This window comes from Xenorhabdus santafensis (assembly GCF_033949405.1).
GTDB classification, from domain to species: domain Bacteria; phylum Pseudomonadota; class Gammaproteobacteria; order Enterobacterales; family Enterobacteriaceae; genus Xenorhabdus; species Xenorhabdus santafensis.
The window spans coordinates 1-26,247 of the sequence record NZ_VCDN01000013.1 but is presented as its reverse complement, the minus strand read 5'-3'; the positions used below and the strand labels follow the sequence as shown (position 1 = coordinate 26,247).

Here is a 26,247-nt window from a genome sequence, read left to right as displayed (position 1 = left end):
ATGAACATTTTTATTCGGGAGGAAAGTAGAGATCGGCGCAGGGTTCGCATAATCCACGTTATGCTAAAGAGGAACCTCACTCATTTCGGCGGTTCCCATTTTGCCGAAATGAGTGAGAACCCTTTTTAACATAACGGTTATACATTATGCGAATCAGGGTGGCTTTTAAAAAAAGCGCTATTGATAGCACTTCAACTGTTCCCATAAATGGTGCCGTTGATGATGGTACATCTTGTAGGAGTAAAAAATTTCAGATTTCAGGTTAAGAAGCCACCGCCACAACGCCCGTTGAATCTAAATTTTTTGTTTTAGCACAGTCTTTTCGTGCTCAATGAGCCATTTTTTTCGAGCTACACCGCCATAGCCACCTTTACCGATGATTCGATGGCAAGGAATAACAATTGCGATTCTATTGGCTCCATTTGCAGCAGCTACCTCTCGTACCGAATTTTGTCTTTCAACTTGTTCAAAAAGTTTTTGAGAATGTGATGTTTTACCGAAAGGAACTCGACATAATTGTTGCCAGACTATACGTTGGAAATCACTACCTGGGGTATCAAGTAAAAGATCGAATTGCAACCGTTTTCCGGCAAAATATTCACCAATTTCTTTTTCTGCCTGCTGAGTATGCTTATTTTCACCTGATATTATTTTAGCTTTTAATAAGCGTTGAAGATCGCTAAATTTAACCTCTAACATCCGGTGATCAGTAAATTCTAACAAGCATACTCCGCGTTCGGTTGCACAAACAAACATCGGGCCAAGCGGACTGGTAAAGCGGTGGAGCATAATCACGTCACTCGGCTCTGTTGGGGAGACACCGATGAGCTGTTTATAGGTATACCCAAAACCACTTAATGATTCATAACCATTATCAAAAGCAACTTCAATGGTTGCGCGACCTCCTTTGAGTTCTTGTAGGGCACTATTCACACGTTGCATTCGTTGAAATGCATGAAATGTGATTCCATGATTTTGTAAAAACCAGCGTCGTACACGTTCAGGGCTAATATTATATTTTCGAAGAACGGTGTCACTTATTCGTGTCTTAGGGGTGGCTCTAACAAGATCAAGCGCTTCCTCAATAAAACGTGGTGCACTATGGGCATTTTCCATTGGTCGGCATATTTTACAAGGACGAAATCCTGCATCTAACACAGACTTAATATCTGTATAAAATTCAACATTTTCTTTTTTCGGTTTTCGTGCTCGGCATACTGAAATACAAAATACGCTTGTGGTTTTTACACCAACAAAGAATACTCCCGTATACTCAGTATCACGTTCAAGTAATGCCTTGTAACAGATGTTGATTTTATTTTTATCAATAATTTTCATGAGTAAAAACACCTTCAAATGACTGATGCGATTTAATAGCTAACATTAAACCTTTAAGTTTTGATTGAATTTTTGAATGTATAACATTTCCCATCGAGATACGGTTTACACCAAGTTCACCTAGTTTATTGAAGCTAGGTAGATCTGGCATGCACATTATATTTAATGCTACATTAATCCCTTGCGAAATTGTTTTAATATCATTTTCAGAGGTTAGACATGGAACGAAAAGGCCATTTGCCCCTGCCTCCTCATATAAATGAGCCCGTAATATTGTTTCTTGTAATGACTGTTCATGATTGAGAAGAAAAGTATCAGTACGAATATTAAAAAACAGTGGGTTATTTTCTACAACGAATGCACTGCGGATTTCTTTTAATTTACTAGCAAATTCAGCTGCATTATCTAGTTGTCTGATACCATTAACAACTTTACTATCTTCGAGGTTGATACCAACGACCCCAAGGCGAGAAAGGCGTTTAAGGTTAATTGCTATCTCATTAGCTGTTTTTCCAAAGCCTGCTTCAACATCAACACTTAATGGTAGGTCACAGACGGATTTGATACGACCGACGATATATAGCAATTCGTCGAAAGACATAGCTTCTCCATCTTCGTAACCTAATGTAGAGGCAATCGCTGCACTTGACGTTCCCAACACTTGATAACCTGCTTGCTGAGCTATTATCGCACTACTTACATCCCAGACATTAGCAATCAGTAAAGGAACCTTTTGATAATGAAGTTCGGTAAAATTCATAGGAGTTTCCAGTTATGGTGTTTTGAATAAATGTAAGCATTCGATGAAATAGCCACAACCGAAAATTAGACGACCATTTTTGATCTATTATATCGATAATATAAAGTGCTTTGATTTTATGTTCGCAGGACATGTCTACTTAGCTTTGACAAGTATGCATAAATATAATTATGCATCGAAAATTGAAGTTCTAATAATCTCGTTAGTGTAAATTTGTAGGAGCAAAGTCAAAAATCTTAAACAGGCCCTTTATGTGCACTATTAGGTCTGAGTTCATCATACGAAATAACCACATGCTCACAATATGCTGGTCTGCTAAGAAGCCGTTTATAATAAGCGTCTATATTTGGAAGTGATTTTCTTTTTATATCAATATCATAATAACGATATAAAACATGACCAAATTGGATATCGGCTAATGTGAAGTGCTCGCTTGCCAAATAATCCCTTGAGGCTAATATTTCTTCAGCAATCATTAAATTATTTTCAAACCGTTCAACAGCCAGTCTGATAGCTTCTATATCATGCAACTCATCAGGAGTACGAGCGACCCGCCAAAATATTGGAGCAGTAAATGCCAGTGCGACATTTAACTTTGACCATTCCATCCAACGATCAACTTCAGTTCTTGCTAGTAAATCATCAGGCCAAAAATGCCCTTTTGCATATTGGTTAGCAAGATACCGAAGTATAGCTCCTGTTTCCCATAATGGAGGATTTGAACCATCCTGTAAAACAGGGACTGTACGGTTTGGATTTAAGTGATAAAACTCGTCAGTGTTCGTGCCACCATAACGGTGCCCAATATCATATCTCTTATAGGGTAATTCTAACTCTCCAATACACCACATGAGAGCTTGCACATTAGATGACGTTTTACGACCCCAGACCGTTAACAATGTATTCTCCAGAAAATTTTTAAGAATGGAACATATTCCATGAAGCCGCAACTGAGCTTCATATGGAGGTGAAACAAAAAGATAAGCCCCCTTTTCTTTCCCCCAAAACCAATACTAAACTTGCCCGAACGATTTCATGATATCAGTGGGTAATATCAACCCTTCGCTATGGTTGACGCCGGAAAAAGAGAGCGAACTAAATGGGTTATTGTTCGAGATCATCAAATACATGCGAAGATATTATTTTTGCAATATCTGAAGGATATATTATATCCGGCGTTTGAATCAGATCTGTAAGTTCCCACCAATGGTGACGATGGATAACTGATTTTTCATTATCAGTCCATTCGCTAGTATTGATCTCGTTTTCATTGGATAAGACTATAAAAAAACGCTCTTCTGCCAGAACTATTTCTCCACTGGGGAGAGTCATTTCGAAAGTTCTCTGTGCAACAGATTGCCCAACACTATCCCGAATAATACCAGTCTCTTCTCTCAGCTCTCTGATAGCAGCCTGTTCAAAAGACTCGCCATGTTCAACACCTCCACCTGGAGTAGCCCAATAAGACTGCCCTGCCAACGCATCGTTTGTATGTACAAAACGAAACAACAGCACTTGCCTAGATGAGTTGACGATAAGCAACCTAGCGGAACACCGAACACGCATATTTTACTACCATATCCCAATGAGAAAGTATGTTCATTTTAAACAATAAGTTATAAAAGTTAAGTGAAATTTATCTGCATCTTTTCTTCATTGGAAATGATAAAGCCCTCATGCACGCTTGCTTACGGCTAATGCTTCTTGCATTGTACAGTAACCAAAGCAAGCGTGTTCAGGAAGATGTTCTGAATATCATTCGGCTCTTTGTTCAGGACCGAAGATTATTTAGATTGCTACTTTTAATCAAATCCAGACATCATTTTTTGCTGTCAGTTCCCCACCCTCATCGCCGGTATTTACTACACCGCGAGGCTCGATGAGCATAATTTTAGCTTCGGCGCTGGCATAGGGCTTATGTTCGATTCCTTTCGGAACAACGTACATTTCTCCCGCATTAATCAGCACTTCACCATCACGAAAATCAATTCTTAAAGCACCCTCCAGCACAATAAAAACTTCATCGGTTTCTGGATGTGTGTGCCAAACAAAGTCACCAAGCATTTTAACCACTTTAAACTGATAGTCATTCATCTCAGCAATGATTTTGGGCTGCCAATGTTCAGTGAAAAGGGATAGTTTATTCTCTAAATTAATGGGTTGGTACATTTGTGTCTCCCCGGTTTAAGAAAAATCCAGCATATTTAACTTTGCGTCATGAATTTTGAATAATCGTGCAATTTATTATGGTTCGTTTTCCCAATAATCAATATTCTCGCCACGAAAATTTATGGCTCTGAATTTGTTTACGCCATTTATTGTCGATTTAACTAAGTATTTATTTGAATCAGGATATTCGCATATTTCAGGGCTTTCCATTGTACTGATGGAAATATAACGTAAGGTATCATCGGATGTATTGATAATTTGATGTGGATATTTATCTCCCGGAGGGATACAAATAACATCGCCCTCTTTTATAGAAATCATTTTATCAGCAATTCGAAGTGTTCCAAAGCCGCTGATAATAATGAACATCTCCTCTTGTGAATGATGAAAATGATATGGAACTGCGCGCTTTCCTGCTGGAATGCAATCAATAGAGGCACCAAGTTTGCTTGCCAAAGTGCCTTCAGTCAAGGAAGCACCATGAGAAGCATAAAGTGGTAAACGTTCAACATTATCCAATTCAACTTCATTTATATTTTTGATTATAAAGTCATGCTCTCGCTTTTCGTCTATCACAGCTCTTTCTCCAGCACTCAACAAAAACGAGCTAATTAGGAATGTGGAATGGATAAATCATAATACCTAAATCAAAGAGATCCACTCCGGCAACTGGGATCTAATAAATTAACGACGTGCCCAGCATTTTTATAGTACTGGCAAAATATTGAACTATGGTGCTTGTAAAAACAAGCGATGCGTTACTTTATTTATGCCATTCAAACGAATAAAACCAATCCGTTCATAAAACGAAAATGCGGATCTGGGTGCGTTGGTATTAAGAAAATCAAAATGCTGCCCTGTTCCCTCGATAATGGCATTAAGAAGATTAGTGCCAATATTCATTTTCCGGTAATTAGAGCCAACGTACAGGTGACGAATCCTTCCTGTTCGCGCTTGCAATTCGTAAGGATCATTATTCAGGCCACATATTCCGATCAAGGTGCCATCGTAAAATGCCCCCAGCAGCTTTTCACCAGGCGCATCAAAGTGATTGCTTCCGTTGTGCCAATTATCATGAAGCCTACTCAACATATTGAACTTAAAATGAATACTTTCATCCACCAGCTCTAAAAATCCTGCTGTATCCGGTGTAATACTCTTAGTAAGAAAGCCCATGAGGTAATTTCCGATGTTTAGTTTTAAATTCCATTTTCACTCTAGATAGAATTCCAAGGTAAGGTTTTGGGATTACTTATAATAATTGAGATCCAGCGATGCAGTTGGTGCAGATATATCTAGTAAAGCGCCACTTTGATCTTTAATAAGAAATCGGCGTTGACCATAAGGCAAATCTCGTGGTGGCTCAATAATATTGACTCCCAATTTTTGGGCTTTCAAATAATAAGGTTCAACATTTTCTACAATACAAGTGATAATCAGCCCCTGACAAGCCTTTTGGTATGCATTGGGAATAAACTCACTCGTTCTTAAAAAGGCGGAAACCTGCCCATGTTTTTCAGAAGACATTGAGATAAACCAGTTAGATTCATATTCAATACTAAAATCCAAGAGATTGACAAATAAATTTCGTGTACTGATTAAATTATCAGTAAGAATGTTAGTTAGCATGATGTTCTCCTTTTAGCACCAAAACAAAAATAAATCATAAAGGCAAGTTGAACCATGTAATCGGTAATCGGCGAAAAGCATTCAATTACCCTCTTTTCGATATAAATATAACCTACCGGATTGAATGGATTACTTTTTTGTTAAGTCATTCTCTATCAATATGAAATAAAACGCTTTAAAACAATGAGATAACATCAGGCTCAAAAAAAGATTTCTTGACTAAATGAAAATAATTTTTTAAAAAATGTAAAAACTATTGATAACAATTCACAGATTAAGAGGACACTTATGATCGTTTTTGTGACAGGGGCAACTTCCGGGTTTGGCGAAGCTATTGCAAGAAAATTTATTGCTCATGGGTCTGTGGTTATTGCTACAGGGCGTCGAAAAGAGAGATTGGATGCCTTGAAAACAGAATTGGGTGAGAAATTCCACCCCATTCAGCTTGATGTAAAAGATCGTGCCGCCATTGAGCATGTCGTTAATCAATTACCTGATTCACTGCGTAATGTGGATGTTCTTGTGAATAATGCCGGTCTTGCATTGGGGCTAGAGCCTGCTCATCAAGCTAATCCAGATGATTGGGAAAATATGATCGACACCAATACTAAAGGATTAGTCAATATGACACGTGCTCTATTGCCTAACATGGTTGAAGTTAACCGTGGTCATATTATTAATATTGGCTCAACAGCTGCAAATTGGCCTTATGCCGGTGGTAATGTTTATGGTGCGACCAAAGCATTTGTCAAACAATTTAGTTTAGGGTTACGGGCTGATTTATATGGCAAAAATATTCGAGTCACCGATATTGAGCCAGGTCTTGTAGGCGGAACAGAATTTTCTAATGTACGCTTTAAAGGTAATGAGGAAAAAGTGGGCAAGACCTATGAAGGGGCTGATGCACTTACTGCCGATGATATTGCCGAAGCTGTATTTTGGGTTGCCAGCCTCCCTTCCCGCGTCAATATCAATACGTTGGAAATGATGCCCGTCTGCCAGTCATTTGCAGGTTTAAGTGTGTATAGAGATCAATAAGGTTTAAGGAAATGACCTAGTATTATTCAATGGCACATCTTTGTTAATGGCACAATGAAAGAGGTTCAAACATGAGCGCATATAGTTCTTTAAGTGTTAAAACGGTTTCCGCTATTGCTCTAGTGTTGTCGTTCCTTTGGCAAGCGCCGGCATTCTCTGCGCCTTGTTCATCAGATAGCACTTGCGTAACTATTAATGGTGGAGAGAATTCGATGACCAAGGAAAAGGCTCGTCAAAGCAAAGAAACATGGAATGAACAAAGGAAATTACGTCAAAAAATAGACAAGCGCAGAGAGAAAGAGTTTGATAAGTACGAGGCAGCAACAGATAATCGTGAGGATTGTTTGCAAAGCGCCAATATTAATGCGTACTGGGAGCCCAATACAAGTCGTTGCCTAGATATTAATACAGGTCGCCCAATCAAACCATGATAGACTCAGCACCTACATCAAAATAAGGAGATGATGGTGAAAAAGATCTTACTGACTGGTGCGTTATTTTTTGTGCTTTCTCCCCTTGCAGCGCAAGCGTCACAAAAGACAACTTGTGAAAGCCTGAAAGAAGAAATAGCGCAAAAAATTATTAAAAATGGCGTTGCAGAAACGAATTTTAAACTTGAAATTGTTCCGAAAGATCAAGTTACAACGAGTGGCAAGGTGGTTGGTCACTGTGGTCTTGGCAAGCAAAAAATAGTTTACACCCGTTTCACGCATTCTAATACAGCCTCAACTCTTGACGATGGCAAGAAAAGCCAAGAGTAGTACTGTGTTCGTATGCGCCAGTACGGCCAAAGATAAAACTGATTAAAAAAAGGGAGCACTTGTTTGCTCCCTTTTTTATTGCCTTGTTTAAATACTTCTTGTTTAAATTCAAATACTGAAAGATCTATTATCAAATGCTGATATAGCTGAAACATCAAGATAACAGGATAGATCACGTTCTTCTGGTCTTAAAAGGTAAGGAATCTCTCCCACTTGCGGCGCCGGAATGTGACACCGTAACCTTTCCAGGGTCTTAGCATAATGCGCTAAGCCAGGATTAATCCGATTTGCAATCCAACCAACCAAAGGTACACCATCATTAACGATAGATTGGGCTGTGAGTATGGCATGATTGACGCATCCCGCCTGAATCCCAACAACTAAGATAACCGGGAGTTTTTCTTGTATAACCCAATCAGAATAAAATGTCTCATCTTCCAGTAACATACGCCAACCGCCGTTACCTTCAATAATGACGCGATCTGCTTTATTACCCAAGTTTCTAAGGCCTTTTGTCATTTGAATAAAATCAGCCTTATTCTTTGCATCGCAATTGCTTTCCCAAATCATAGGGTTGATTTCTTCGTAATCCACATTAACCGGTGAAGATTTATGTATGACTAAGGCATCACGATTACGTATTCCCTCCGGTGTTTCTTGTTTTTCTGTTGCAATAGGTTTATACCCTACTGCCGTTGCTCCTTCGCGATTAAAAACTTGCAATAATGCGCGGGTAACAACTGTTTTACCAATGTTGGTATCTGTGCCTGTAACAAATAAGCGCGTTAACATAAATTCATTTTTCCGTTTTCCGTAATAACAAAACAGATTGACCGGTTACTCGTTCAGCGAGCAAGCCTAGAGTGTAGGAGATGTGTTTAAGGCAGGGATTGCGTTAGCTCAATGTTTTGCCGGATATGTATTGTCTTTGACCTTTACCCTTGCATGAGCTCAAGCAATAGTTCGCCGCTATATAGGGCTTGCTTGATCAACGCTGTCGCAGGAAGTGTACCCTTGTTATCAAATTGGGCTGCTACAATATCAACTTGCTGACTGTAACCGGGAAGTGAGCACTGTGCTATTTGTTGTTGAATAACGGGATAAAGGATATGCTGTGCTTTGTTCAGCGGCGAACCAATCAATATCCTTTCTGGGTTAAAGATATTGACTATTATCGCCATAATCCGCCCAATTTTTTCCCCTATTCCATGAATGATTTCGCTTGCCAAGGCATCACCATTAGTGGCCGCCAGACAGAGTGAATCTATTGTCAATGCTCCGGTATTATTGATGAAAGTATTGATTGAGGACTCAGGACGATTTTTTGCCAGCACGCGCGTTTTTTCTAAAATAGATTTGAAACCTACAACTGTTTCAAGACAACCTATATTTCCACAATAACAAGACTCACCATCGGGATCGATTTGTGTATGTCCGATTTCTACAACACTGTGGTTTCCTGCGTGAAGCATTTGCCCTGCTGTCATAATCCCGGCACCGACATGATCATCAATGACTAGGTGAATAAGGTTTTGGCAGCTTTTCCCTGCACCATAAAGAGATTCCGCGATTGTCCATGCCGTGATGCCATGCTGTAGAAAAATGGGCAGCCCCGTACGTTGATGCAAGAACGCGCCAAGGGGAATATCTTTTATATCATAGTATGGTGAACTGTGGATTACCCCATTTATAGGGTCGACAATCGCATTGATAGTAATGCTAATCGCAGTAAGACGTTCCAGATGAGTTTGATAGCGGAGGAAAAAGTTATCTATCTTATCGGCGAAGATATCCAGAAATGATTCATTCTGTAGCACAGAAAAAGGTTGTTCATCTTCTGCTACGAGGTTACAACTCAAATCTCGCAGCCCAATGACAAGGCTTCCTTTATTAATGCGTATACACAAAAACTGCCACCCTTCACTATCTATCTTTAAACCGATAGCCGGGCGCCCCCGAAAACCAAGTTCAGGAAATTCAGCCTCTTTGACCAAATGGGCATCAATGAGCTCTCGTGTGATTTTTGTAATACTGGCAGGCGCCAGTTGGGCTCTTTTAGACAGTGCAATACGTGAGATAGGTTCATATTGATCAATCAGCCGATAAACCAAACCAATATTAGTCTGTTTAATCTGGTCAATATGACTTGGCTGGATATCGACACTCACCTCACCTCCCACTATTTTTGCCTCCTACGATTTAATTCACTCTGCGAAAAAATCATTGATGATTATGTCGCTGTTGAAGTGAGAAGATATCCATTTGACATAGAAATGTGATCTTTCACACGAACTTATTTGTTGCTACTGATGAATAAGTTTCATTTTTCTTCTTTGAAAGCAAAAATGTTTGAGATTAGCAAATTAGTTAATTTATCGGCTGCAGCGCCATTGTTATGGTGATGTTTATGCTTAACCAACCAAACTTCTGAATAAACTGTATTGTCAGTTAAAGGTAAGTATTGAACACCATCCAGCTTCATGCGGGTAAAAGATTCGGTAATAATGCTTACCCCTAACCCCGCAGCAACCAGGCCGAGTATTGTCATTGCTTCACCCGCTTCCTGGGAGATTGTTGGCGTCACTCCTGCATTGGCCAGTAGAGAAATGATCTCATCATATAAAGCGGTTCCCACATCCCGTTCGAAGAAGACTAACGGATATTCAGACAACATAGCCAAATCAACGCCATTCTCCGCATACTCAAGCAAAGGATGCCCATCGTATACAGCTAACATGAAGCGTTCCCGAAAAAGTAACCGGTGTTCCAAGTTATCTGGCAGTAGCGTATTACGCATAATGCCTATATCAATTCTGCCGGTTTGCAAAGGGGCTATTTGTTGTTTGGTATTCATTTGATGCATATGAATACTGACATCAGGATAAAGTTCTCGGAATTGGCGCAAGCTAAGCGTTATTTTATGCATGAAAGGTGTGGTGGATGTGAAACCTATAGATATCTCGCCTAACTCCCCTTGTTGCATTCGAGCGGCTTTCGTTGCAGCAGCCTCAACTTGAGCAATGATTTGATGTGCTTCCTGGAGAAACATCTGCCCGGCAGGTGTCAGACTGACATTTCGGTTATTACGTACCAACAGCTGGGCGTTGATATTTGCTTCAAGGGACTGGATCTGCTGGCTTAATGGCGGCTGTGATATATTTAACCGTTCCGCGGCGCGCCCAAAGTGCAACTCTTCTGCAACAGCTATAAAATAACGTAAGTGTCTTAATTCTATGTTGGCAGCCATAACCCATCACCGATTGATATTTTAAACGTATCATTCCTAACTATTAATATATTAGACAAACTATTTGTGAATTTCTATTCTTGGTCTAAATCAAGTTGTTAACATTTTCGTATAGAAATAAATAAGGAAATAACGTGAATATAACCCGAAACGTCAGTAAAAAATCAGCAGTTTCTGACGTTGGAAGTCATGTTGAAACCACGATAAGCCAGAAACACCGAAATGAGCAGCGCTACATTCAACGTGAAGATGCTGCATACATGCGTGTCACCCTATCATTCTTTGCGGTGGGTTTGGCTACCTTCGCGATACTTTATTTTGTTCAGCCAATATTGCCGATCTTGTCGGAGGAATTTAACGTCTCACCTGCCAGCAGTAGTTTAGCGTTATCGTTCTCAACCGGGATGCTGGCTCTCGGGTTATTAATAACCGGCCCGCTATCAGATGCTGTTGGCCGTAAAAATGTCATGGTCATCTCATTGGTTTCCGCGGCTATCTTTACGCTTTTAAGTGCCGTCATGACAAGCTGGAATGGTATTCTGCTAATCCGTACATTAATAGGCTTATCAGTCAGCGGAGTGGCTGCCGTTGCGATGACTTACATTAGTGAAGAGATACATCCCAGCTATGCTGCTTTATCCATTGGGCTTTACATTAGCGGAAATTCATTCGGAGGCATGAGCGGACGATTGATTACCGGGGTGATTGCAGATCACTTTCCTTGGCAATTTGCTGCTGTTTTATTAGGAACGTTTGCTTTGCTTTCTGCCCTCGTGTTTTGGCGGATGTTGCCTGAATCTAAGAATTTTAAACCCAGCCCACTCAATCCCAAGACACTGCTTATCAATTTAAAATTGCATTTCAGCGACAAAGGTTTGCCTTTGCTCTTTGCTGAATCTTTTTTGTTGATGGGTAGCTTTATCACAATGTTTAATTACATTGCTTACCGGTTATTAGCAGCGCCTTATCATTTTAGCCAAACAATTGTTGGATTATTGTCCATCGTCTATTTAACAGGAACTTACAGTGCCGCCAAAGCAGGAAAATTAACCAGTAAATATGGGCGCGGAAAAGTATTATTAGTAGCCCTTAGTATGATGCTGATAGGCTGCCTATTCACTGTTTTTTCCTCTATCTGGCTTGTTATGTTCGGGATGATGATATTGACCACAGGCTTTTTTGCCGCCCACTCTGTTGCCAGTGGGTGGGTGGGACAACGGGCTAAACGAGCAAAAGCACAAGCATCGTCACTTTATCTATTTGGTTATTATGTTGGTTCAAGCATTGCCGGAACGGTGGGTGGTATATTTTGGCTCCATTTTTCATGGAATGGTGTTGCGGCTTTTATTTCATTATTAACAATGATTGCACTTTATTTGGGTTTTAAACTCAATAAATTAGAAAGACAGTAACTAAAATAACAGCAATAAATAGAAAGCCCGTTAAATCAGCTCACCGACATAGCTATAAATACGAACGTGGTTATAAGTGTCGGTGAGTTGATGGATTCATTTGTTTTCATTTTTTAAATCAACACCTAAGAACAATAATTAACCAACTAAGTTAGTGATATTTTAAATTTACCTTATATTTCAATAATAAGATTGACTCGGCAACATAATAACTTTCGTTAAGTAGCCATTTGTAATTTCTATACTCCCTTCTTTTTTTAGCGAAAATAATATTCGCTGTATGCAACTTCGGGAAAGAGTACATCGTTTTTCGATATATTTTATAACAGAAATGCTTTCCCTAAAATCATTCGGTAAAGTCATCAAACGGGATAGCAGATTGCATACGACCTCTTTTGCGCTATGCCTGAAAATGCTTATATCTCTAGCATACATAAAAGATATTTTGTACGAAACTATCCTCATCCATTCTCTGTATAGATCGTACTTTTTGATGGAGTTTAATGCAGTAACTCTAGGAATTTGATACATTTTGCAATGCAGACCCATTTCGATGGAATAATAGATTTCCGCACCTGGATAGAATGAAAGACCAATAATATAAGGTGAAAAAACCGTCGATATGATTAAATCTTCATTTATTCTGTGCAAATTGACATAACCATGATCCAATAAAAAAAACTTAGCAAATTCATTCTCAATTTTAATTAATCTCCCTTGTGTTTGTAAATCAGACGTGATTAATTCGGAATATGGCAATAATGCGTCGATTACCTTTTTAAAGGAATTCACAGGCTTGACTATTCTTTTCATATTGCACTGCCTTGTAGTCGATTTCATTCTAATATGAGATAATCTAGAATGAAAAATAAGTGAAAAGTATTTCTTATGTTTAACCCTGGTTTTATTTTTTGATTAATTATTTATGATTTAATTTTTTACCATAAAGTTGAATTCAAGGGCAATAGACGCCCTTTTTTATTGTATCCTATTTGGCTTTTTTTGATTTTTTGTGGAGGTTCTGAAGTTATGGGTTTATACTGAGGCGATAACAGTATGTTGTAACTAATAATAAATTGTCGTTGAAAAGACAATAAGCATCACTGGTGAGAACAGCAATGAACAAATACTTTTCAATAGAATCAATGACAACTTGTTTCAAGAAACAGGAAGAAAAGTTGTCTGAGCTCATCGAGTTATTGACTCTTTATCCTATTATTGATGCACGGGTATTTAAATTACCACAGATCGAGAAAGGCGAAGAGCATGAGCAAATAACGGAAATTATCGTCGATCCCCTACAAGGCAGCGAAGCGCTCGACTTAGGGTTACGCTTTTATCAAAAGTTGTTTATACATCACAACAATCCCAATATCAGCAGCAAAGCAGCAAGCCGGCTTCCCGGTGCATTATGTTTTTCCGTCAGCCACCAGCAATATAAAAAAGCCATCGAAGTAATTAATGAGGTAAATCAACTAAAAACTGAGCTGGAAAATATCGTCACAAAAGAATCTGGCATCAGTAAAGAGCAACGATTTGAATTTGTTCATAATCATTTGCGAGGTTTAATTACGCTTAATGCTTATCGTACCATTACTCCCCTGCTGAACCCTGATTCCATCAACTTTGGCTGGGCCAATAAAAACATCATTAATAAAGTAACTAAACAACAAATTCTAGAACGGCTGGAAAAAAGCTATAACGCCGGGCGAGCTGTCCCTCCCTACTCCAGTGAGCAATGGTCAGCACTGGTAGAATTAGAAATTACTGACATTAAAAAACTTCCCGACGATGCCGTATTAAAAATCAAACGACCAGTAAAAGTACAACCCATTACCCGAGTATGGTATTCAGAACAACAAAAACAAATTCAATATGCTTGCCCGCTCCCCGTTATAGTCTTCTATACAGAAGAGTGTGAAATTAAACCTAAAATCGGTACGTTACCGAATTATAATGCCAACGCGATAAAGCATAGATTTAAACCTAAAGCTAAACCACTTGAGCTGGTTATTCCTCGCTTGCATCTTTATCGAGAGATTTAATTTATCGATAAAACTAAGATGTAAAAAAGCCGGAGTATAATTTACTCCGGCTTTCATGGCACAACTCTCGGTCATCAGACCATCAAAGTTACTTCATGCTGCCAACCATGTCTTCTGGGCGAACCCACTCATCGAATTCAGCTTCAGTCAGATATCCCAACTGCATTGCAGACTGTTTCAGAGTCAGCCCTTCTTTATGGGCTTTCTTGGCAATTTCGGCTGCTTTATCGTATCCGATATGAGTATTCAATGCTGTTACCAGCATCAGAGATTCATTCAGCAATTGAGTAATGCGATCATGATTAGGTTCGATACCAATTGCACAGTGCTCATTGAAACTACGCATACCATCCGCCAGCAAACGTACAGATTGCAGGAAGTTATGAATGACCATAGGGCGGAATACGTTCAGTTCGAAGTTACCAGATGCACCACCAATATTGATGGCAACATCGTTACCCATGACTTGAGCACAAAGCATAGTCATGGCTTCACACTGAGTTGGATTCACTTTACCTGGCATGATTGAACTGCCTGGCTCATTTTCAGGGATGGAGATTTCACCAATGCCGCAACGAGGGCCTGAAGCCAACCAACGCACATCGTTAGCAATTTTCATCAGTGATGCTGCCAGACCTTTCAATGCGCCGTGTGAGTGAACCAGTGCATCACAAGTTGCCAGTGCTTCAAATTTGTTAGGTGAAGTCACAAAAGGCTGACCTGACAATTCTGCGATTTTCTTCGCAACGCGAACTGCATATTCAGGGTGAGTATTCAGGCCAGTACCTACAGCAGTACCACCCAGAGCCAGTTCACACACATGAGGAACGCTATCTTCAATATGTTTCAGGTTATACGCCAGCATAGCGGCCCAACCTGAAATTTCCTGACCTAAAGTCAGAGGGGTTGCGTCTTGTAAATGAGTACGGCCAATTTTTACGATATGCTTAAACGCTTCTGCTTTATCTGCCAATGTTTTTTGCAGTACGTGCAATTCTGGCAGAAGGTGCTCGCGTATTGCGATAACAGCCGCAACGTGCATCGCAGTTGGGAATACGTCATTTGAACTTTGACTTTTGTTGACGTCATCATTAGGGTGAATCAAACGCTCATTGCCCCTTTGACCGCCAAGGATCTCACTACCACGGTTGGCCAACACTTCATTCATGTTCATGTTGCTTTGCGTGCCAGAACCGGTCTGCCAAATAGCAAGAGGGAATTCTGTTGGGTGTTTGCCGTCTAACACCTCTTTTGCAGCAGCGATAATGGCATCAGCACGTTCTTTAGGCAGAAGGCCCAAATCCATGTTGACACTTGCAGCTGCTTGTTTAGTTAATGCAAGAGCATGAATCAATGCAACAGGCATTTTTTCCTGAGAAATGCGGAAATGCTCCAGTGAGCGCTGAGTTTGCGCTCCCCATAATTGGTCAGCAGGTACTTCGATAGGTCCCATTGAGTCTTTTTCAATGCGAGTGGCTGCCATTACTATCTCCTTAGCAAACAGAATAATTGAATACGCCGGAACAAACTTTGCAGATAAATTAGTCGGCATTTCTCCATAATGCCATAAATTCATTATCGATAATGCGACCTAACCGTGTTTATTGTATTGTTGTCATATAAATAAGTTATTTTTTATTACAGGAAATTATGCCATGCTGAAAATGATTAACAACATTCAACACTATGATTGGGGAAGCAAAACCGCACTGACAGATATTTACGGTATTGATAACCCTGATAATCAGCCAATGGCAGAACTATGGATGGGAGCACACCCGAAAAGCAGTTCATTGGTGACAGATCCCCAAACGGGCGAAACGATCACTTTGAATGCCCTGATTGCCAGCGACCCAAAGAAACACCTTGGAGAACGAACCGCGCATCAATTCCAACGCCTGCCTTTTTTGTTCAAGGTATTGTGCGCAGCCCAACCACTTTCTATCCAAGTGCATCCAGATAAAAAATCTGCGGAAATCGGGTTTGCAAAAGAAAATTCAGCAGGTATTCCTGTAGATTCAGCGCAGCGTAATTATAAAGATGATAATCACAAACCTGAATTAGTGTATGCACTAACGCCCTTCAAGGCCATGAATGCATTTCGCCCTTTATCTGAAATAACCCAATTACTGGCTTCTGTTTCCGCTGCACATCCTGATATTCAGACATTCCTCCAGCACCCATCTGAGAAAACGCTGTCGTTTCTTTTTTCCCAGTTATTGAATATGCAAGGTGATCAAAAGCATTTGGCGATTGCTGTCTTGAAATCTGCGCTAAACAGCAATCAAGGGGAACCGTGGGATACCATCAGAAAAATGACAGCTTTCTATCCTGATGATAACGGCTTGTTTTCTCCGCTTCTGCTTAATGTCGTTGAATTAGAACCCGGGCAGGCTATGTTCCTGTATGCCCGCACTCCCCATGCTTACCTTGAAGGTGTTGCGCTTGAAGTTATGGCAAATTCTGACAATGTCCTGCGGGCAGGCTTAACCAGTAAACATATCGATGTACCTGAATTAATGGCTAATCTGGACTTTATACCAAAATTTGCCAATACTTTGCTGACGCTCCCAAAACAGGAAAAAGGCGCTCTGAATTATCCTGTTCCCGTCAATGACTTTTGCTTTTCTGTTTATGCTGTTCAGGAACAGCCAATCACATTGGTGAATGATTCCGCGTCAATCTTGTTTTGTTTTGAAGGCCAAGTGGATATCAGTACGGATAAACAGCAATTAAGACTATTCTCAGGTGAATCAGTTTTCTTATCTGCTATAGAACAAGCCGTGATTATTCAAGGCAGTGGGAAGCTAGCCAAGGTATCCAACTAATTATTTTATATTCAAATGGTTATACCTATCTTTATCGGTGAAAAAGAAAATTTTTAGTAGAAACCGATTAAAAATATTTTAGATAGGCTATACACTTAACGACCATTATCGACATAAATACAAAACGCATAATATTTATCGTTTCATGTGCGTTAAAAAGGATGGGATTTCTACATGAAAAAATCGTTAGTAGCTGTAAGTGTTGTTGTTGCACTAGGTGTTGTGTGGAGTGGTGCATCATGGCTCACGGGTAAGAAAATCGAAGATAATTTGAATGAGTATGTCAAGAATGTAAACAGTGAACTGAAAAATGCATTTCCTGACAGCGGCATTGAATTACAGGCAAAAGATTTTAAACGCGGCGTTTTCAGCTCTGATGTCAATTTAGTATTGAACGTCAAAAAGGGAGTGAAAAATGTTGGCATTGAACCCAATGAAGAAGTCATCTTCAAATCCACCATTGATCATGGGCCATTCCCTCTTGAAAATCTGAAAAAGTTCAACTTAATGCCTAAGATGGCAACGCTTCATGCTGAACTTGAAAAAAATAAAGAGCTGGAAAAGCTGTTTGAGATTACTGACGGGAAATCGCTACTGAACTTAAATACCAGTGTTGGTTACACAGGGAGCATTTCAACCGACATGGAATTTATTCCTGTTAATCATACAGGAACACTAAAAAATGGGAAAAAAAACGTTTTCTCATTCTCAGGAGCGAAAATCAGTGCTGAAACCAGCCGTGACTTAAGTTCATTCTCATTCAAGATCAAAAGTGATGAGCTATCTATCACTGCGCCTGAAAAAAATGAAGCGATTACCCTGAAAAACATTAATTTTACAGGGGATAATAAAAAAGGGGATTTCGATTTCTATATCGGCAATCAGAACTATAACATTGGTGAAATTACCGTTCGTGGGGCAAATAATGAAGAAACGTCCATGAAAGGGTTCAATATCGCTTCTGACTTGTCCGAAGATAAAAATAACCTGAACATTAAACTGGCTTACAGTGTTGATGGCATGATAATTAAAAACATCGACTTGGGTTCAGGTAAGTTTACCCTGAAAATGGAAAAGTTAGATGGCCCGTCGGTACGTAAGTTTACCCAAGCCTACAATGATGAAATAGCAGACGCACTCTCTTCCAACGAGCTATCATCTGATGTAACAACTTACGCTATCCTCAATAATGCTCACCTGCTCTTTAATAAAAGCCCGCAGTTCAGCATTTCTCCTTTCAGCTGGAAAAACAGCAAGGGTGAAAGCATGGTAGATTTCAAACTTGCCTTGCAAAACATCCCTGAAAATAAAGATACTTTGAATACCATGCCTCCTGAAGAGATGATCCGTAATCTGGTTCAAGATTTGTCGCTGCGTATCAATATTCCTAAAGCTATGCTGATAGAGTCTATCGCACAGGCTGATGAGTTAGATGGCAAAGACAAAGCGGCTGCTGAAGCCCAGGCTACGCTCTCCGTTGAAATGGTTGCCAAAGGTGGCGAGAAGTACATCACGGATAAAGATAATGTACTTGGCCTTAACTTCCGCTATTCAAATGACAAAGTTGAATTAAACGGCAAAGAGTCCAGCCTGCATCAATTCCTGCTTGATAATGGCCTTGCTGACTCCTATGATGGGGCAGATGGTGAGCAAAATCAGCATGATGAGGCTGAACAACCTGCCGCTGAATAAGTGAAAGGTTTGGTGACAGCCACTATAAACGAATAATCGGGACCCCATTCGGCTCTCTCTCTATAAGAATCTTCTTGCCAGTCAATACGTTGACTGGCTTTTTTGTATACCCAAATTTTGATAAAAAGGATAAAAAAATGATCGATACACGGCTTCCCTTAACTGATTTGCACCGTCATCTGGACGGTAACATTCGCCCTGAAACTATTTTGGCCCTCGCCCGTCAACATAACCTTTCTCTTCCTGCTTATGAATTGGAAGCATTACGTCCTCATGTTCAAATTATTGAGAACGAACCCAACCTCGTTAGCTTCCTCCAAAAACTGGATTGGGGTGTTGCTGTTTTGGCTGATTTGGAAGCCTGCCGCAGAGTTGCTATTGAAAACGTTGAAGATGCCGTCAACGCGGGGCTGGACTATGCAGAACTGCGTTTCTCTCCCTATTACATGTCCATGAAACATCAATTGCCGGTTGAAGGTGTTGTAGAAGCCGTTATCGACGGTATCCGCTCCGCCAGCCAGCAACATGATATTCAGATCCGTTTAATTGGTATCCTTAGCCGAACTTTCGGTGAAAAAGCGTGCACTCAAGAGCTGGCTGGTCTTCTCGCCCATAAACAACATATCACGGCATTAGATCTGGCCGGTGATGAGTTAGGGTTCCCGGGCCATCTTTTTGAACAGCACTTTAAGCAAGCACGCGATGCTGGATGGAACATTAGTGTACATGCAGGGGAAGCTGCAGGAGCTGAAAGCATTTGGCATGCTATTCGGGATTTGGGTGCAACACGCATTGGTCATGGTGTCAAAGCGATTACTGATCCAGCCTTGATGGATTATTTAGCTGAACACGGTATTGGTATTGAATCCTGCCTAACATCAAACCTGCAAACCAGCACTGTCGCCTCTTTGCAGGCTCACCCCCTAAAACAATTCCTTCAGCATGGCATTCTGGCTTCAATCAACACCGATGACCCTGCGGTAGAAGGGATTGAAATTCGCCATGAGTATCATGTTGCTGCACCAGCAGCAGGTTTGTCAGCAGAGCAAATTCGCCAGGCACAAATTAACGGATTAACAACAGCTTTCCTCAGCGAAGCTGAAAAACAGGCACTGAAAGCCAAAGTGGCAAACCGATAATACGCTTATTAATTGCAAAGGCAGATAATTACTCTGCCTTCTTGGATTTCGATTCTTTATTGAATTCCGGACGTAGCGCATAACGTTGGGCAATCACCGCACAAACCATCAATTGGATCTGGTGGAAAATCATCAATGGCAGCAACATAATCCCCACCATCGAGGCAGGAAATAAAACATTTGCCATCGGTACTCCATTCGCGAGGCTTTTCTTCGAGCCACAAAATACAATCGTGATTTCATCTTCTTTGCTGAACCCAAGCAAACGGGCACTAGATATGTTAATAGCCAAGACGATGGCTAATAATACACAGCACACAACACCAATGATAAGCAGCGAATAAGCATCTATTTTATGCCAGATCCCTTCGACTACCGCTTCACTGAATGCAACATACACCACCAGCAAAATAGAAGAACGGTCAGTCATATTGACCAATTTTTTATGCTTTTCTACCCAAGCGGCTATTAGGGGACGAGATAAATGCCCAACAATAAAAGGCACCATCAATTGTAAGATAATATCTTGTATAGCCTTCCATGTATCAGTATGTGCGCCGCCTTCATGAGTTTGGATCAAGAAACCCACCAGCAAAGGAGAAAGGAATACTCCTAATAAACTTGAAGCAGAAGCACTGCATATTGCGGCAGCTACATTACCTTTTGCCACCGAAGTAAAAGCAATTGAAGACTGAACAGTGGCAGGCAAGGCACAAAGGTAAAGGAACCCCATGTAAACAGTTGGTGACATCCATTCTGGCACAATAAAATGCAAGCCCATGCCCAGTATCGGAAATAAGATAAATGTACTGCTAAAAATCACCAAATGCAGCCGCCAGTGACCGATGCCCGCAAAAATGGCATCACGGGATAATTTCGCACCATGCATAAAAAACAATAATGCGATGGCAGCTACCGTTAAGTACTGAAACCCTATTTTCACTTCGCCTTCACAAGGGAAAAACGAGGCAATAATGACGACTGTTATCAGTATGACCAAGAAAGGATCAATTCTTAATTTTTGCAGCAAATTCATAAAATGCTTCCCTTGCTTTATCAACTAAACAATAACCTAATCACGTATTCATTGGCCACGGTAACGGCTGGTGGCCAATGAATATTGGCAGACGGTCAGATGAGAGCCATTAATCAATGAGAACCGTACGCTGTTCCCTTGCCGATTTTTCCCCTGCCTCAATGAGATTCATAATCAGAATGGCTTCATCGGCTGTTACGGGATTCGGCTTCCCAAACAAAATCGCATCACGGATAGCAGCGTAATAGATGCCATAATTACCCGGTATCGTTGGAATAACGTGTGTAACCAAATCATCTTCTTGTGACAACGTCACAACTCCATCCCGTGCATCATAACCCCAATCAGCTCGCAATGGTCTTTCTCCGGCTTTTAAACATTCTTCTTGCGGATCCAAACCATACTTCATGTAGCTACCCGCCATACCATGCAAGGTAAAGATAGGCGATTCCGCAGCAACAAGCATTGATGCATGCAAGACAACTTTTAAATCAGGGTAATTCAATTGGGCATGGAAATAGTCTGCTGTTACCGCATTCGGCCGGATCATACCTAAATCAACAGTGATTGCCTGTGGCTTACCAAAAAGCTGGACAGCCTGATCTAATAAATGCGGTGCCAAATCGTACCAAATTCCGCCCCCTATCCCTGCTGATTCTCTCCAGCGTTGACGAACAGCCGGACGGTAGCGATCAAAATGGGATTCATAATATTTCAATTCTCCCAATGTATTCTCTTCAATGAGTGATTTCACTGTCAAAAAACCAGAATCCCAGCGACGATTATGAAATACCGATAATAATAAATTGGCTTCTTCTGCTTGTTTCTTCAATGATTCCGCTTGTTCCACCGTGATGGTGAAAGGTTTATCGACAATAACATGCTTACCTGCAGCCAATGCTTTCTGTGCCAGTGGATAATGTGTATCGTTGGGGGTTGGGATCACGATAAGATCAATGTCAGGATTGTTGAACAGTGCTTCTGGGGTAGAAACAACTGATACTGCCGGCCAATCTTTCCTCACTTTCTCTGCATCACTGCTGGAAATAGCAACCAATTCAACATTTGTCGTTCCTGCAATCAAAGGCGCATGGAACGTTTTACTTGCATAGCCATAACCAACCAAACCCACTTTCACAAAATCACTCATAACAGCCTCTAGAAAATTATCGTAATACCACTGAGAGTAAACATAACAAGATAGTAAACATCATGAACAGATAACAAGATATCAGAAAATGCCTCTGTCTATCACACGTTAGCAAATAATCCCGACTCCTGTGCTACTATCTTTTTCTTGTTTCGAAACACTCATTATGGAATGAAGGTTTGTTTATGTATCAATCCAATGATTATTATCGTATCAATGGCTGGTTATTAGCGCCTGCTGCTTATTTAATCATGACATTAATTGCCGCCAGTTTAATGCTGGTGCTATATATCATGACTTTTATCCAACAAAGTGAATTAATTCATCAAGTTAACGACAATTTCACTGCCATGTGGTATATCTCGATATTAACCACGGCGATAATGTGGTGCTTTACTGTGTGGATATTAAAATTGCTTTTTATTCGCTCAAAACGTTTTCCTCGCATGTTTATTATCTGGCTTATGCTTTCTATTCTAATTGCCATAAAAACATTTGCTTTTTCACCCATTTCCGATGAAATGGCAGTACGTGCCTTATTATGGCCTTTACTGGCAGCGGCTGTTTTTGTCCCTTATATAAAACGCTCTTATCGGGTAAAAATGACTTTCACACAAGATCGATAACACACCCCACAATTGATTGTTATCATTGCCCCGCTTGCCTCACCGAAAGTGGGGTATTTCTATTCAGACCATATAGCAATTTTTCATTTTCCAGCATCTTATTTTCAGGTATAGCAATGACTGAATACCTCTTATTATTTATTGGCACTGTGTTGGTCAATAACTTTGTTCTAGTAAAATTTTTGGGCCTGTGCCCTTTTATGGGCGTATCCAAGAAACTCGAAACAGCCATTGGCATGGGTCTTGCCACTACATTTGTTCTGACTCTGGCTTCCATCAGTTCATGGTTGATAAACACCTTTATTCTTGTACCTCTTGATTTAACTTATTTACGCACCTTAAGTTTTATTTTGGTTATTGCGGTTGTTGTTCAATTTACGGAATTAGCAGTTCGCAAAACCAGCCCAACCCTTTACCGGCTTTTGGGTATCTTCCTCCCGTTGATTACAACCAACTGCGCTGTACTCGGTGTCGCACTGCTTAACGTGAACCAATCCCACGGTTTCTTGCAGTCTGCCATATACGGTTTTAGTGCCGCTGCCGGCTTCTCCCTTGTCATGGTGTTGTTTGCCGCCATACGTGAACGTCTGGCTGTTGCCAACATACCAGCACCTTTTCGTGGCTCATCTATCGGGCTGGTTACTGCGGGATTAATGTCCCTTGCATTCATGGGCTTTAGTGGTTTGGTGAAATTCTGATGATGTCATTGTGGATTGCTATCAGCGTGCTGGGTGTGCTCGGATTATCCTTTGGTTTAATTCTTGGATTTGCTGCCCGTCGTTTCAAAATAGAAGAAGATCCGATTGTTGAAAAGGTCGACAATTTATTGCCCCAAAGCCAGTGTGGCCAATGTGGATATCCTGGTTGCCGCCCTTATGCAGAAGCGGTTGCCAATAATGGTGAGATGATCAATAAATGCGCTCCCGGCGGGGAGCAAGTTATGCTCAAAATGTCTGAGTTGCTGGGTGTTGATCCACAACCATTGGATGGAGATGAGAGCATTCAAAATCCAGCCAGAAAAGTTGCTTTTATTGATGAAGAAAATTGCATCGGTTGCACAAAATGCATTCAGGCCTGCCCTGTTGATGCCATCATTGGTGCAAACCGTGCCATGCATACTGTTGTTGAAGATCTCTGCACCGGGTGTGACCTGTGTGTCGCCCCTTGTCCAACGGATTGCATTACGATGATCCCCGTCGCTACCACTACAGCAAATTGGAAATGGAATTTAAACACGATTCCGGTAAAAAACATTCCCGTAGCATCAGAACCTGCATTGTTCTCTCCTGTTAAGTCTGTTGAGGTTGAAGGCAATGTTTAATCTATTCAACTTACTCAACAAGAATAAAATTTGGGATTTCGAAGGTGGCATCCATCCACCAGAAATGAAGCTGCAATCCAGCCGCACACCTTTGCGCAATGCGCCATTGCCGGATGAATTGATTATCCCTCTGCAACAACATTTGGGGCCAGAGGGTGAATTGCTGGTTAAAGTTGGCGATGTCGTACTGAAAGGTCAGCCATTAACGTTTGGAACTGGCCGGACTGTACCTGTGCATGCGCCGACTTCTGGCGTTATAGCTGCCATCGAACCTTGCGTCACCGCACATCCCTCCGGATTGAAAGAGTTGTGTGTCAGTTTGCACCCTGACGGCAAAGATCAATGGGGAGAGCGAATTCAGACCGCTGACTATGCAACGCTTGATGCTGATAAATTGTTACAGCGTATTCATCAGGCTGGAATTGCAGGTTTGGGGGGCGCCGGTTTCCCAACCGCGACAAAGCTAAATGGCAGCCGACACGATCTCAAGACATTGATCATTAATGCAGCAGAATGTGAACCTTATATCACGGCTGATGATCGTCTGATGCAAGAACATGCCAATGAAGTTATCGAAGGCATTCGTATTTTGATGCACCTGCTTGCCCCAACACAGGTGCTAATCGGCATTGAAGACAATAAGCCCGAAGCCATTGATGCCTTGAATGCCGCACTTAATGGCGATAAATCGATTGTTGTGCGGGTGATCCCGACAAAATACCCATCAGGTGGAGCCAAGCAACTGACCAAGATCCTGACCGGGAAAGAAGTGCCTTCTGGCGGCAGATCTTCTGAGATTGGCGTTCTTATGCAAAATGTCGGAACAGTAATGGCTATCAAACGCGCCATTATTGATGGAGAGCCGTTAATTGAACGCATTGTGACTGTAACAGGGGAAGCGGTGGCATCTCCGGGCAATTTCTGGGCACGTCTCGGAACACCAGTGAGCTTTTTGTTGCAGCAGGCTGGATTTAAACCTAATCCAGAACAAATGGTCATTATGGGTGGCCCATTAATGGGCTTTACCCTACCCGATTTGAATGTGCCGATTGTAAAAATCAGTAACTGTATTCTTGCTCCTTCAATCGAGGAAATGGAACCTAAAGAAATCGAAGAAGCCTGCATCCGATGTGGATTATGTGTTGAAGCATGCCCAGCCGGATTATTGCCCCAACAACTTTATTGGTTCAGCCGTGGGCAAGAACATGATAAAGCTAAAAATCACAACTTATTCGATTGTATTGAATGTGGTGCCTGCGCATATGTATGCCCAAGCAATATTCCGCTGGTTCAATATTATCGACAAGAAAAAGCGGAAATTCGGGCTATAGATGCAGAGTCCCGCCGTTCAGCGGAAGCTAAAATTCGCTTTGAGGCCAAACAAACTCGCATGGAACGAGAAAAACTGGCGCGAGAGGAACGGCATAAAAAATCCGCCGTCCAAATTAATAGCAGCGATAAGAATGCAGTAGAAGCTGCCCTTGCCCGTGCGAAAGAAAAGCAAAATACGGCTGGCGAATCCATCATAGTACAGGCAGGCCAATCACCAGATAATGCAGCAGCGATAGAAGCACGTAAGGCCAGAAAGGAGCAGTTACGTGCCCGTAAGGCAGAAAAACAGATCACAATTGATTCTGAAGTGAATGCACAAACCACATCAGTTGAAAGCGATGACCCGCGCAAAGCAGCTCTTGCCGCAGCAATAGCCAGAGCAAAAGCGAAAAAAGCGTCTCAAAGCGCAGAAGTGACAGCGTCACCGAATGAACTGCCAAATAATGCAGACGATAAGCCAGATCCCCGTAAAGCGGCTGTCGCTGCTGCCATCGCCCGCGTTAAGGCCAAAAAAGCGGAACAACTTCAGCCACAGCCTGCTCCACAGCCAACCGTGACTGCGGAAGCGGAAGTTGTCGACCCGCGCAAAGCCGCTGCCGCCATTGCCCGCGCTAAGGCCAAAAAAGCGGAACAGCTTCAGCCACAGCCGGCTCCACAGCCAACCGTGACTGCGGAAGCAGAAGATGTCGACCCGCGCAAAGCGGCCGTCGCTGCCGCCATCGCC

At 41.3% G+C, this 26,247-nt stretch carries 27 protein-coding genes; 12 read left to right on the top strand and 15 right to left on the bottom strand.

Translation table 11 applies throughout. The annotated features are described in order from the left end of the window. Positions 1-294: 294 nt before the first annotated feature. The 8 genes from FE392_RS03995 to FE392_RS03960 form a co-directional block, all read right to left on the bottom strand. Positions 295-1,338: a bifunctional transcriptional activator/DNA repair enzyme AdaA gene (locus FE392_RS03995; RefSeq protein WP_319928940.1), complete on the bottom strand. Its 1,044-nt coding sequence runs from the start codon at positions 1,336-1,338 to the stop codon at positions 295-297. After that, positions 1,325-2,098: an isocitrate lyase/PEP mutase family protein gene (locus FE392_RS03990; protein ID WP_319928939.1), complete on the bottom strand. Its 774-nt coding sequence runs from the start codon at positions 2,096-2,098 to the stop codon at positions 1,325-1,327. The genes FE392_RS03995 and FE392_RS03990 overlap by 14 nt, the downstream gene beginning before the upstream one ends. A gap of 236 nt (positions 2,099-2,334) precedes the next feature. Then, positions 2,335-2,997, bottom strand: a complete 663-nt coding sequence (locus FE392_RS03985; protein ID WP_319928938.1) for a glutathione S-transferase family protein — start codon at positions 2,995-2,997, stop codon at positions 2,335-2,337. 205 nt (positions 2,998-3,202) lie between these two features. Then, positions 3,203-3,664 carry an NUDIX hydrolase gene (locus FE392_RS03980; protein ID WP_319928937.1) on the bottom strand — a complete coding sequence of 154 codons (462 nt, stop codon included), beginning with the start codon at positions 3,662-3,664 and terminating at the stop codon, positions 3,203-3,205. 240 nt (positions 3,665-3,904) lie between these two features. Next, positions 3,905-4,267 carry a cupin domain-containing protein gene (locus FE392_RS03975; protein ID WP_319928936.1) on the bottom strand — a complete coding sequence of 121 codons (363 nt, stop codon included), beginning with the start codon at positions 4,265-4,267 and terminating at the stop codon, positions 3,905-3,907. A gap of 75 nt (positions 4,268-4,342) precedes the next feature. Next, positions 4,343-4,843, bottom strand: coding sequence for a cupin domain-containing protein (locus tag FE392_RS03970; protein ID WP_319928935.1), 501 nt, complete (start codon positions 4,841-4,843; stop codon positions 4,343-4,345). Positions 4,844-4,996: 153 nt separating this feature from the next. Further along, positions 4,997-5,443 (bottom strand): GNAT family N-acetyltransferase, encoded by a 447-nt coding sequence (locus tag FE392_RS03965; protein ID WP_319928934.1) that lies wholly within the window; start codon positions 5,441-5,443, stop codon positions 4,997-4,999. A 72-nt stretch (positions 5,444-5,515) separates the two neighbouring features. Beyond that, a complete protein-coding gene (locus FE392_RS03960) occupies positions 5,516-5,896 on the bottom strand; it encodes a VOC family protein (protein WP_319928933.1) in 381 nt (126 codons plus the stop codon). Positions 5,897-6,184: 288 nt separating this feature from the next. On the opposite strand from FE392_RS03960, the gene ydfG reads away from it, so the two are divergent. From ydfG to FE392_RS03945, 3 genes are all read left to right on the top strand, one after another. Beyond that, positions 6,185-6,934, top strand: a complete 750-nt coding sequence (ydfG, locus tag FE392_RS03955; RefSeq protein ID WP_319928932.1) for a bifunctional NADP-dependent 3-hydroxy acid dehydrogenase/3-hydroxypropionate dehydrogenase YdfG — start codon at positions 6,185-6,187, stop codon at positions 6,932-6,934. Positions 6,935-7,005: 71 nt separating this feature from the next. After that, complete coding sequence (locus FE392_RS03950; RefSeq protein ID WP_319928931.1) at positions 7,006-7,365, top strand: DUF1283 family protein; 360 nt, start codon at positions 7,006-7,008, stop codon at positions 7,363-7,365. Between the two features lie 33 nt (positions 7,366-7,398). Next, positions 7,399-7,695 (top strand): DUF1161 domain-containing protein, encoded by a 297-nt coding sequence (locus FE392_RS03945; protein WP_439153460.1) that lies wholly within the window; start codon positions 7,399-7,401, stop codon positions 7,693-7,695. A gap of 108 nt (positions 7,696-7,803) precedes the next feature. On the opposite strand, the gene bioD is transcribed toward FE392_RS03945, so the two are convergent. The 3 genes from bioD to FE392_RS03930 all read right to left on the bottom strand — a co-directional run bounded on the left by bioD (position 7,804) and on the right by FE392_RS03930 (position 10,942). Further along, positions 7,804-8,487 carry a dethiobiotin synthase gene (gene bioD / locus FE392_RS03940; RefSeq protein ID WP_319928929.1) on the bottom strand — a complete coding sequence of 228 codons (684 nt, stop codon included), beginning with the start codon at positions 8,485-8,487 and terminating at the stop codon, positions 7,804-7,806. 143 nt (positions 8,488-8,630) lie between these two features. Then, positions 8,631-9,863, bottom strand: coding sequence for a sugar metabolism global transcriptional regulator Mlc (mlc, locus tag FE392_RS03935; RefSeq protein WP_319928928.1), 1,233 nt, complete (start codon positions 9,861-9,863; stop codon positions 8,631-8,633). A 152-nt stretch (positions 9,864-10,015) separates the two neighbouring features. Then, positions 10,016-10,942, bottom strand: coding sequence for a LysR family transcriptional regulator (locus FE392_RS03930; protein ID WP_319928927.1), 927 nt, complete (start codon positions 10,940-10,942; stop codon positions 10,016-10,018). Positions 10,943-11,076: 134 nt separating this feature from the next. Here FE392_RS03930 and FE392_RS03925 point away from each other — a divergent pair, with 134 nt between their 5' ends. Next, entirely contained in the window at positions 11,077-12,354 is a 1,278-nt protein-coding gene (locus FE392_RS03925) for an MFS transporter (RefSeq protein ID WP_439153459.1), read from the top strand. A gap of 180 nt (positions 12,355-12,534) precedes the next feature. On the opposite strand, the gene FE392_RS03920 is transcribed toward FE392_RS03925, so the two are convergent. Further along, on the bottom strand, positions 12,535-13,167 hold the full coding sequence (locus FE392_RS03920; RefSeq protein ID WP_319928926.1) for a helix-turn-helix domain-containing protein: 633 nt from the start codon (positions 13,165-13,167) through the stop codon (positions 12,535-12,537). A gap of 305 nt (positions 13,168-13,472) precedes the next feature. Between FE392_RS03920 and tus the strand changes: the two genes are divergently transcribed. Next, positions 13,473-14,399, top strand: a complete 927-nt coding sequence (gene tus / locus FE392_RS03915) for a DNA replication terminus site-binding protein (RefSeq protein ID WP_319928925.1) — start codon at positions 13,473-13,475, stop codon at positions 14,397-14,399. 88 nt (positions 14,400-14,487) lie between these two features. Here tus and fumC read toward each other — a convergent pair whose 3' ends face one another. Further along, positions 14,488-15,882, bottom strand: a complete 1,395-nt coding sequence (gene fumC / locus FE392_RS03910; RefSeq protein WP_319928924.1) for a class II fumarate hydratase — start codon at positions 15,880-15,882, stop codon at positions 14,488-14,490. 172 nt (positions 15,883-16,054) lie between these two features. Between fumC and manA the strand changes: the two genes are divergently transcribed. From manA to add, 3 genes are all read left to right on the top strand, one after another. After that, entirely contained in the window at positions 16,055-17,227 is a 1,173-nt protein-coding gene (gene manA, locus FE392_RS03905) for a mannose-6-phosphate isomerase (protein WP_319928923.1), read from the top strand. A 174-nt stretch (positions 17,228-17,401) separates the two neighbouring features. Further along, on the top strand, positions 17,402-18,919 hold the full coding sequence (locus tag FE392_RS03900; RefSeq protein WP_319928922.1) for a YdgA family protein: 1,518 nt from the start codon (positions 17,402-17,404) through the stop codon (positions 18,917-18,919). A 137-nt stretch (positions 18,920-19,056) separates the two neighbouring features. After that, on the top strand, positions 19,057-20,058 hold the full coding sequence (add, locus tag FE392_RS03895) for an adenosine deaminase (protein WP_319928921.1): 1,002 nt from the start codon (positions 19,057-19,059) through the stop codon (positions 20,056-20,058). 28 nt (positions 20,059-20,086) lie between these two features. Here add and FE392_RS03890 read toward each other — a convergent pair whose 3' ends face one another. Both FE392_RS03890 and FE392_RS03885 read right to left on the bottom strand, forming a co-directional pair. Next, entirely contained in the window at positions 20,087-21,094 is a 1,008-nt protein-coding gene (locus FE392_RS03890) for a bile acid:sodium symporter family protein (protein ID WP_319928920.1), read from the bottom strand. Between the two features lie 109 nt (positions 21,095-21,203). Beyond that, entirely contained in the window at positions 21,204-22,244 is a 1,041-nt protein-coding gene (locus FE392_RS03885; protein WP_319928919.1) for an oxidoreductase, read from the bottom strand. 185 nt (positions 22,245-22,429) lie between these two features. Between FE392_RS03885 and FE392_RS03880 the strand changes: the two genes are divergently transcribed. The 4 genes from FE392_RS03880 to rsxC form a co-directional block, all read left to right on the top strand. Then, positions 22,430-22,870 carry a DUF2569 domain-containing protein gene (locus FE392_RS03880; RefSeq protein WP_319928918.1) on the top strand — a complete coding sequence of 147 codons (441 nt, stop codon included), beginning with the start codon at positions 22,430-22,432 and terminating at the stop codon, positions 22,868-22,870. Positions 22,871-22,986: 116 nt separating this feature from the next. Continuing rightward, positions 22,987-23,568 carry an electron transport complex subunit RsxA gene (rsxA, locus tag FE392_RS03875; protein ID WP_319928917.1) on the top strand — a complete coding sequence of 194 codons (582 nt, stop codon included), beginning with the start codon at positions 22,987-22,989 and terminating at the stop codon, positions 23,566-23,568. Continuing rightward, positions 23,568-24,191, top strand: a complete 624-nt coding sequence (rsxB, locus tag FE392_RS03870) for an electron transport complex subunit RsxB (protein ID WP_319928916.1) — start codon at positions 23,568-23,570, stop codon at positions 24,189-24,191. Before rsxA ends, rsxB begins: the two co-directional genes overlap by 1 nt. Beyond that, positions 24,184-26,247 (top strand): electron transport complex subunit RsxC (gene rsxC / locus FE392_RS03865; protein WP_319928915.1); only part of this gene is annotated, 2,064 nt, incomplete at its 3' end. The genes rsxB and rsxC, both read left to right, overlap by 8 nt.

Coding starts and splice junctions, on each gene's coding strand:
- FE392_RS03995 (WP_319928940.1), bottom strand. CDS start 1,338: ATGAAAATTATTGATAAAAATAAAATCAACATCTGTTACAAGGCATTA.
- FE392_RS03990 (WP_319928939.1), bottom strand. CDS start 2,098: ATGAATTTTACCGAACTTCATTATCAAAAGGTTCCTTTACTGATTGCT.
- FE392_RS03980 (WP_319928937.1), bottom strand. CDS start 3,664: ATGCGTGTTCGGTGTTCCGCTAGGTTGCTTATCGTCAACTCATCTAGG.
- FE392_RS03975 (WP_319928936.1), bottom strand. CDS start 4,267: ATGTACCAACCCATTAATTTAGAGAATAAACTATCCCTTTTCACTGAA.
- FE392_RS03965 (WP_319928934.1), bottom strand. CDS start 5,443: ATGGGCTTTCTTACTAAGAGTATTACACCGGATACAGCAGGATTTTTA.
- FE392_RS03960 (WP_319928933.1), bottom strand. CDS start 5,896: ATGCTAACTAACATTCTTACTGATAATTTAATCAGTACACGAAATTTA.
- ydfG (WP_319928932.1), top strand. CDS start 6,185: ATGATCGTTTTTGTGACAGGGGCAACTTCCGGGTTTGGCGAAGCTATT.
- FE392_RS03950 (WP_319928931.1), top strand. CDS start 7,006: ATGAGCGCATATAGTTCTTTAAGTGTTAAAACGGTTTCCGCTATTGCT.
- FE392_RS03945 (WP_439153460.1), top strand. CDS start 7,399: ATGGTGAAAAAGATCTTACTGACTGGTGCGTTATTTTTTGTGCTTTCT.
- bioD (WP_319928929.1), bottom strand. CDS start 8,487: ATGTTAACGCGCTTATTTGTTACAGGCACAGATACCAACATTGGTAAA.
- FE392_RS03930 (WP_319928927.1), bottom strand. CDS start 10,942: ATGGCTGCCAACATAGAATTAAGACACTTACGTTATTTTATAGCTGTT.
- FE392_RS03920 (WP_319928926.1), bottom strand. CDS start 13,167: ATGAAAAGAATAGTCAAGCCTGTGAATTCCTTTAAAAAGGTAATCGAC.
- tus (WP_319928925.1), top strand. CDS start 13,473: ATGAACAAATACTTTTCAATAGAATCAATGACAACTTGTTTCAAGAAA.
- fumC (WP_319928924.1), bottom strand. CDS start 15,882: ATGGCAGCCACTCGCATTGAAAAAGACTCAATGGGACCTATCGAAGTA.
- manA (WP_319928923.1), top strand. CDS start 16,055: ATGCTGAAAATGATTAACAACATTCAACACTATGATTGGGGAAGCAAA.
- FE392_RS03900 (WP_319928922.1), top strand. CDS start 17,402: ATGAAAAAATCGTTAGTAGCTGTAAGTGTTGTTGTTGCACTAGGTGTT.
- add (WP_319928921.1), top strand. CDS start 19,057: ATGATCGATACACGGCTTCCCTTAACTGATTTGCACCGTCATCTGGAC.
- FE392_RS03890 (WP_319928920.1), bottom strand. CDS start 21,094: ATGAATTTGCTGCAAAAATTAAGAATTGATCCTTTCTTGGTCATACTG.
- FE392_RS03885 (WP_319928919.1), bottom strand. CDS start 22,244: ATGAGTGATTTTGTGAAAGTGGGTTTGGTTGGTTATGGCTATGCAAGT.
- FE392_RS03880 (WP_319928918.1), top strand. CDS start 22,430: ATGTATCAATCCAATGATTATTATCGTATCAATGGCTGGTTATTAGCG.
- rsxA (WP_319928917.1), top strand. CDS start 22,987: ATGACTGAATACCTCTTATTATTTATTGGCACTGTGTTGGTCAATAAC.
- rsxB (WP_319928916.1), top strand. CDS start 23,568: ATGATGTCATTGTGGATTGCTATCAGCGTGCTGGGTGTGCTCGGATTA.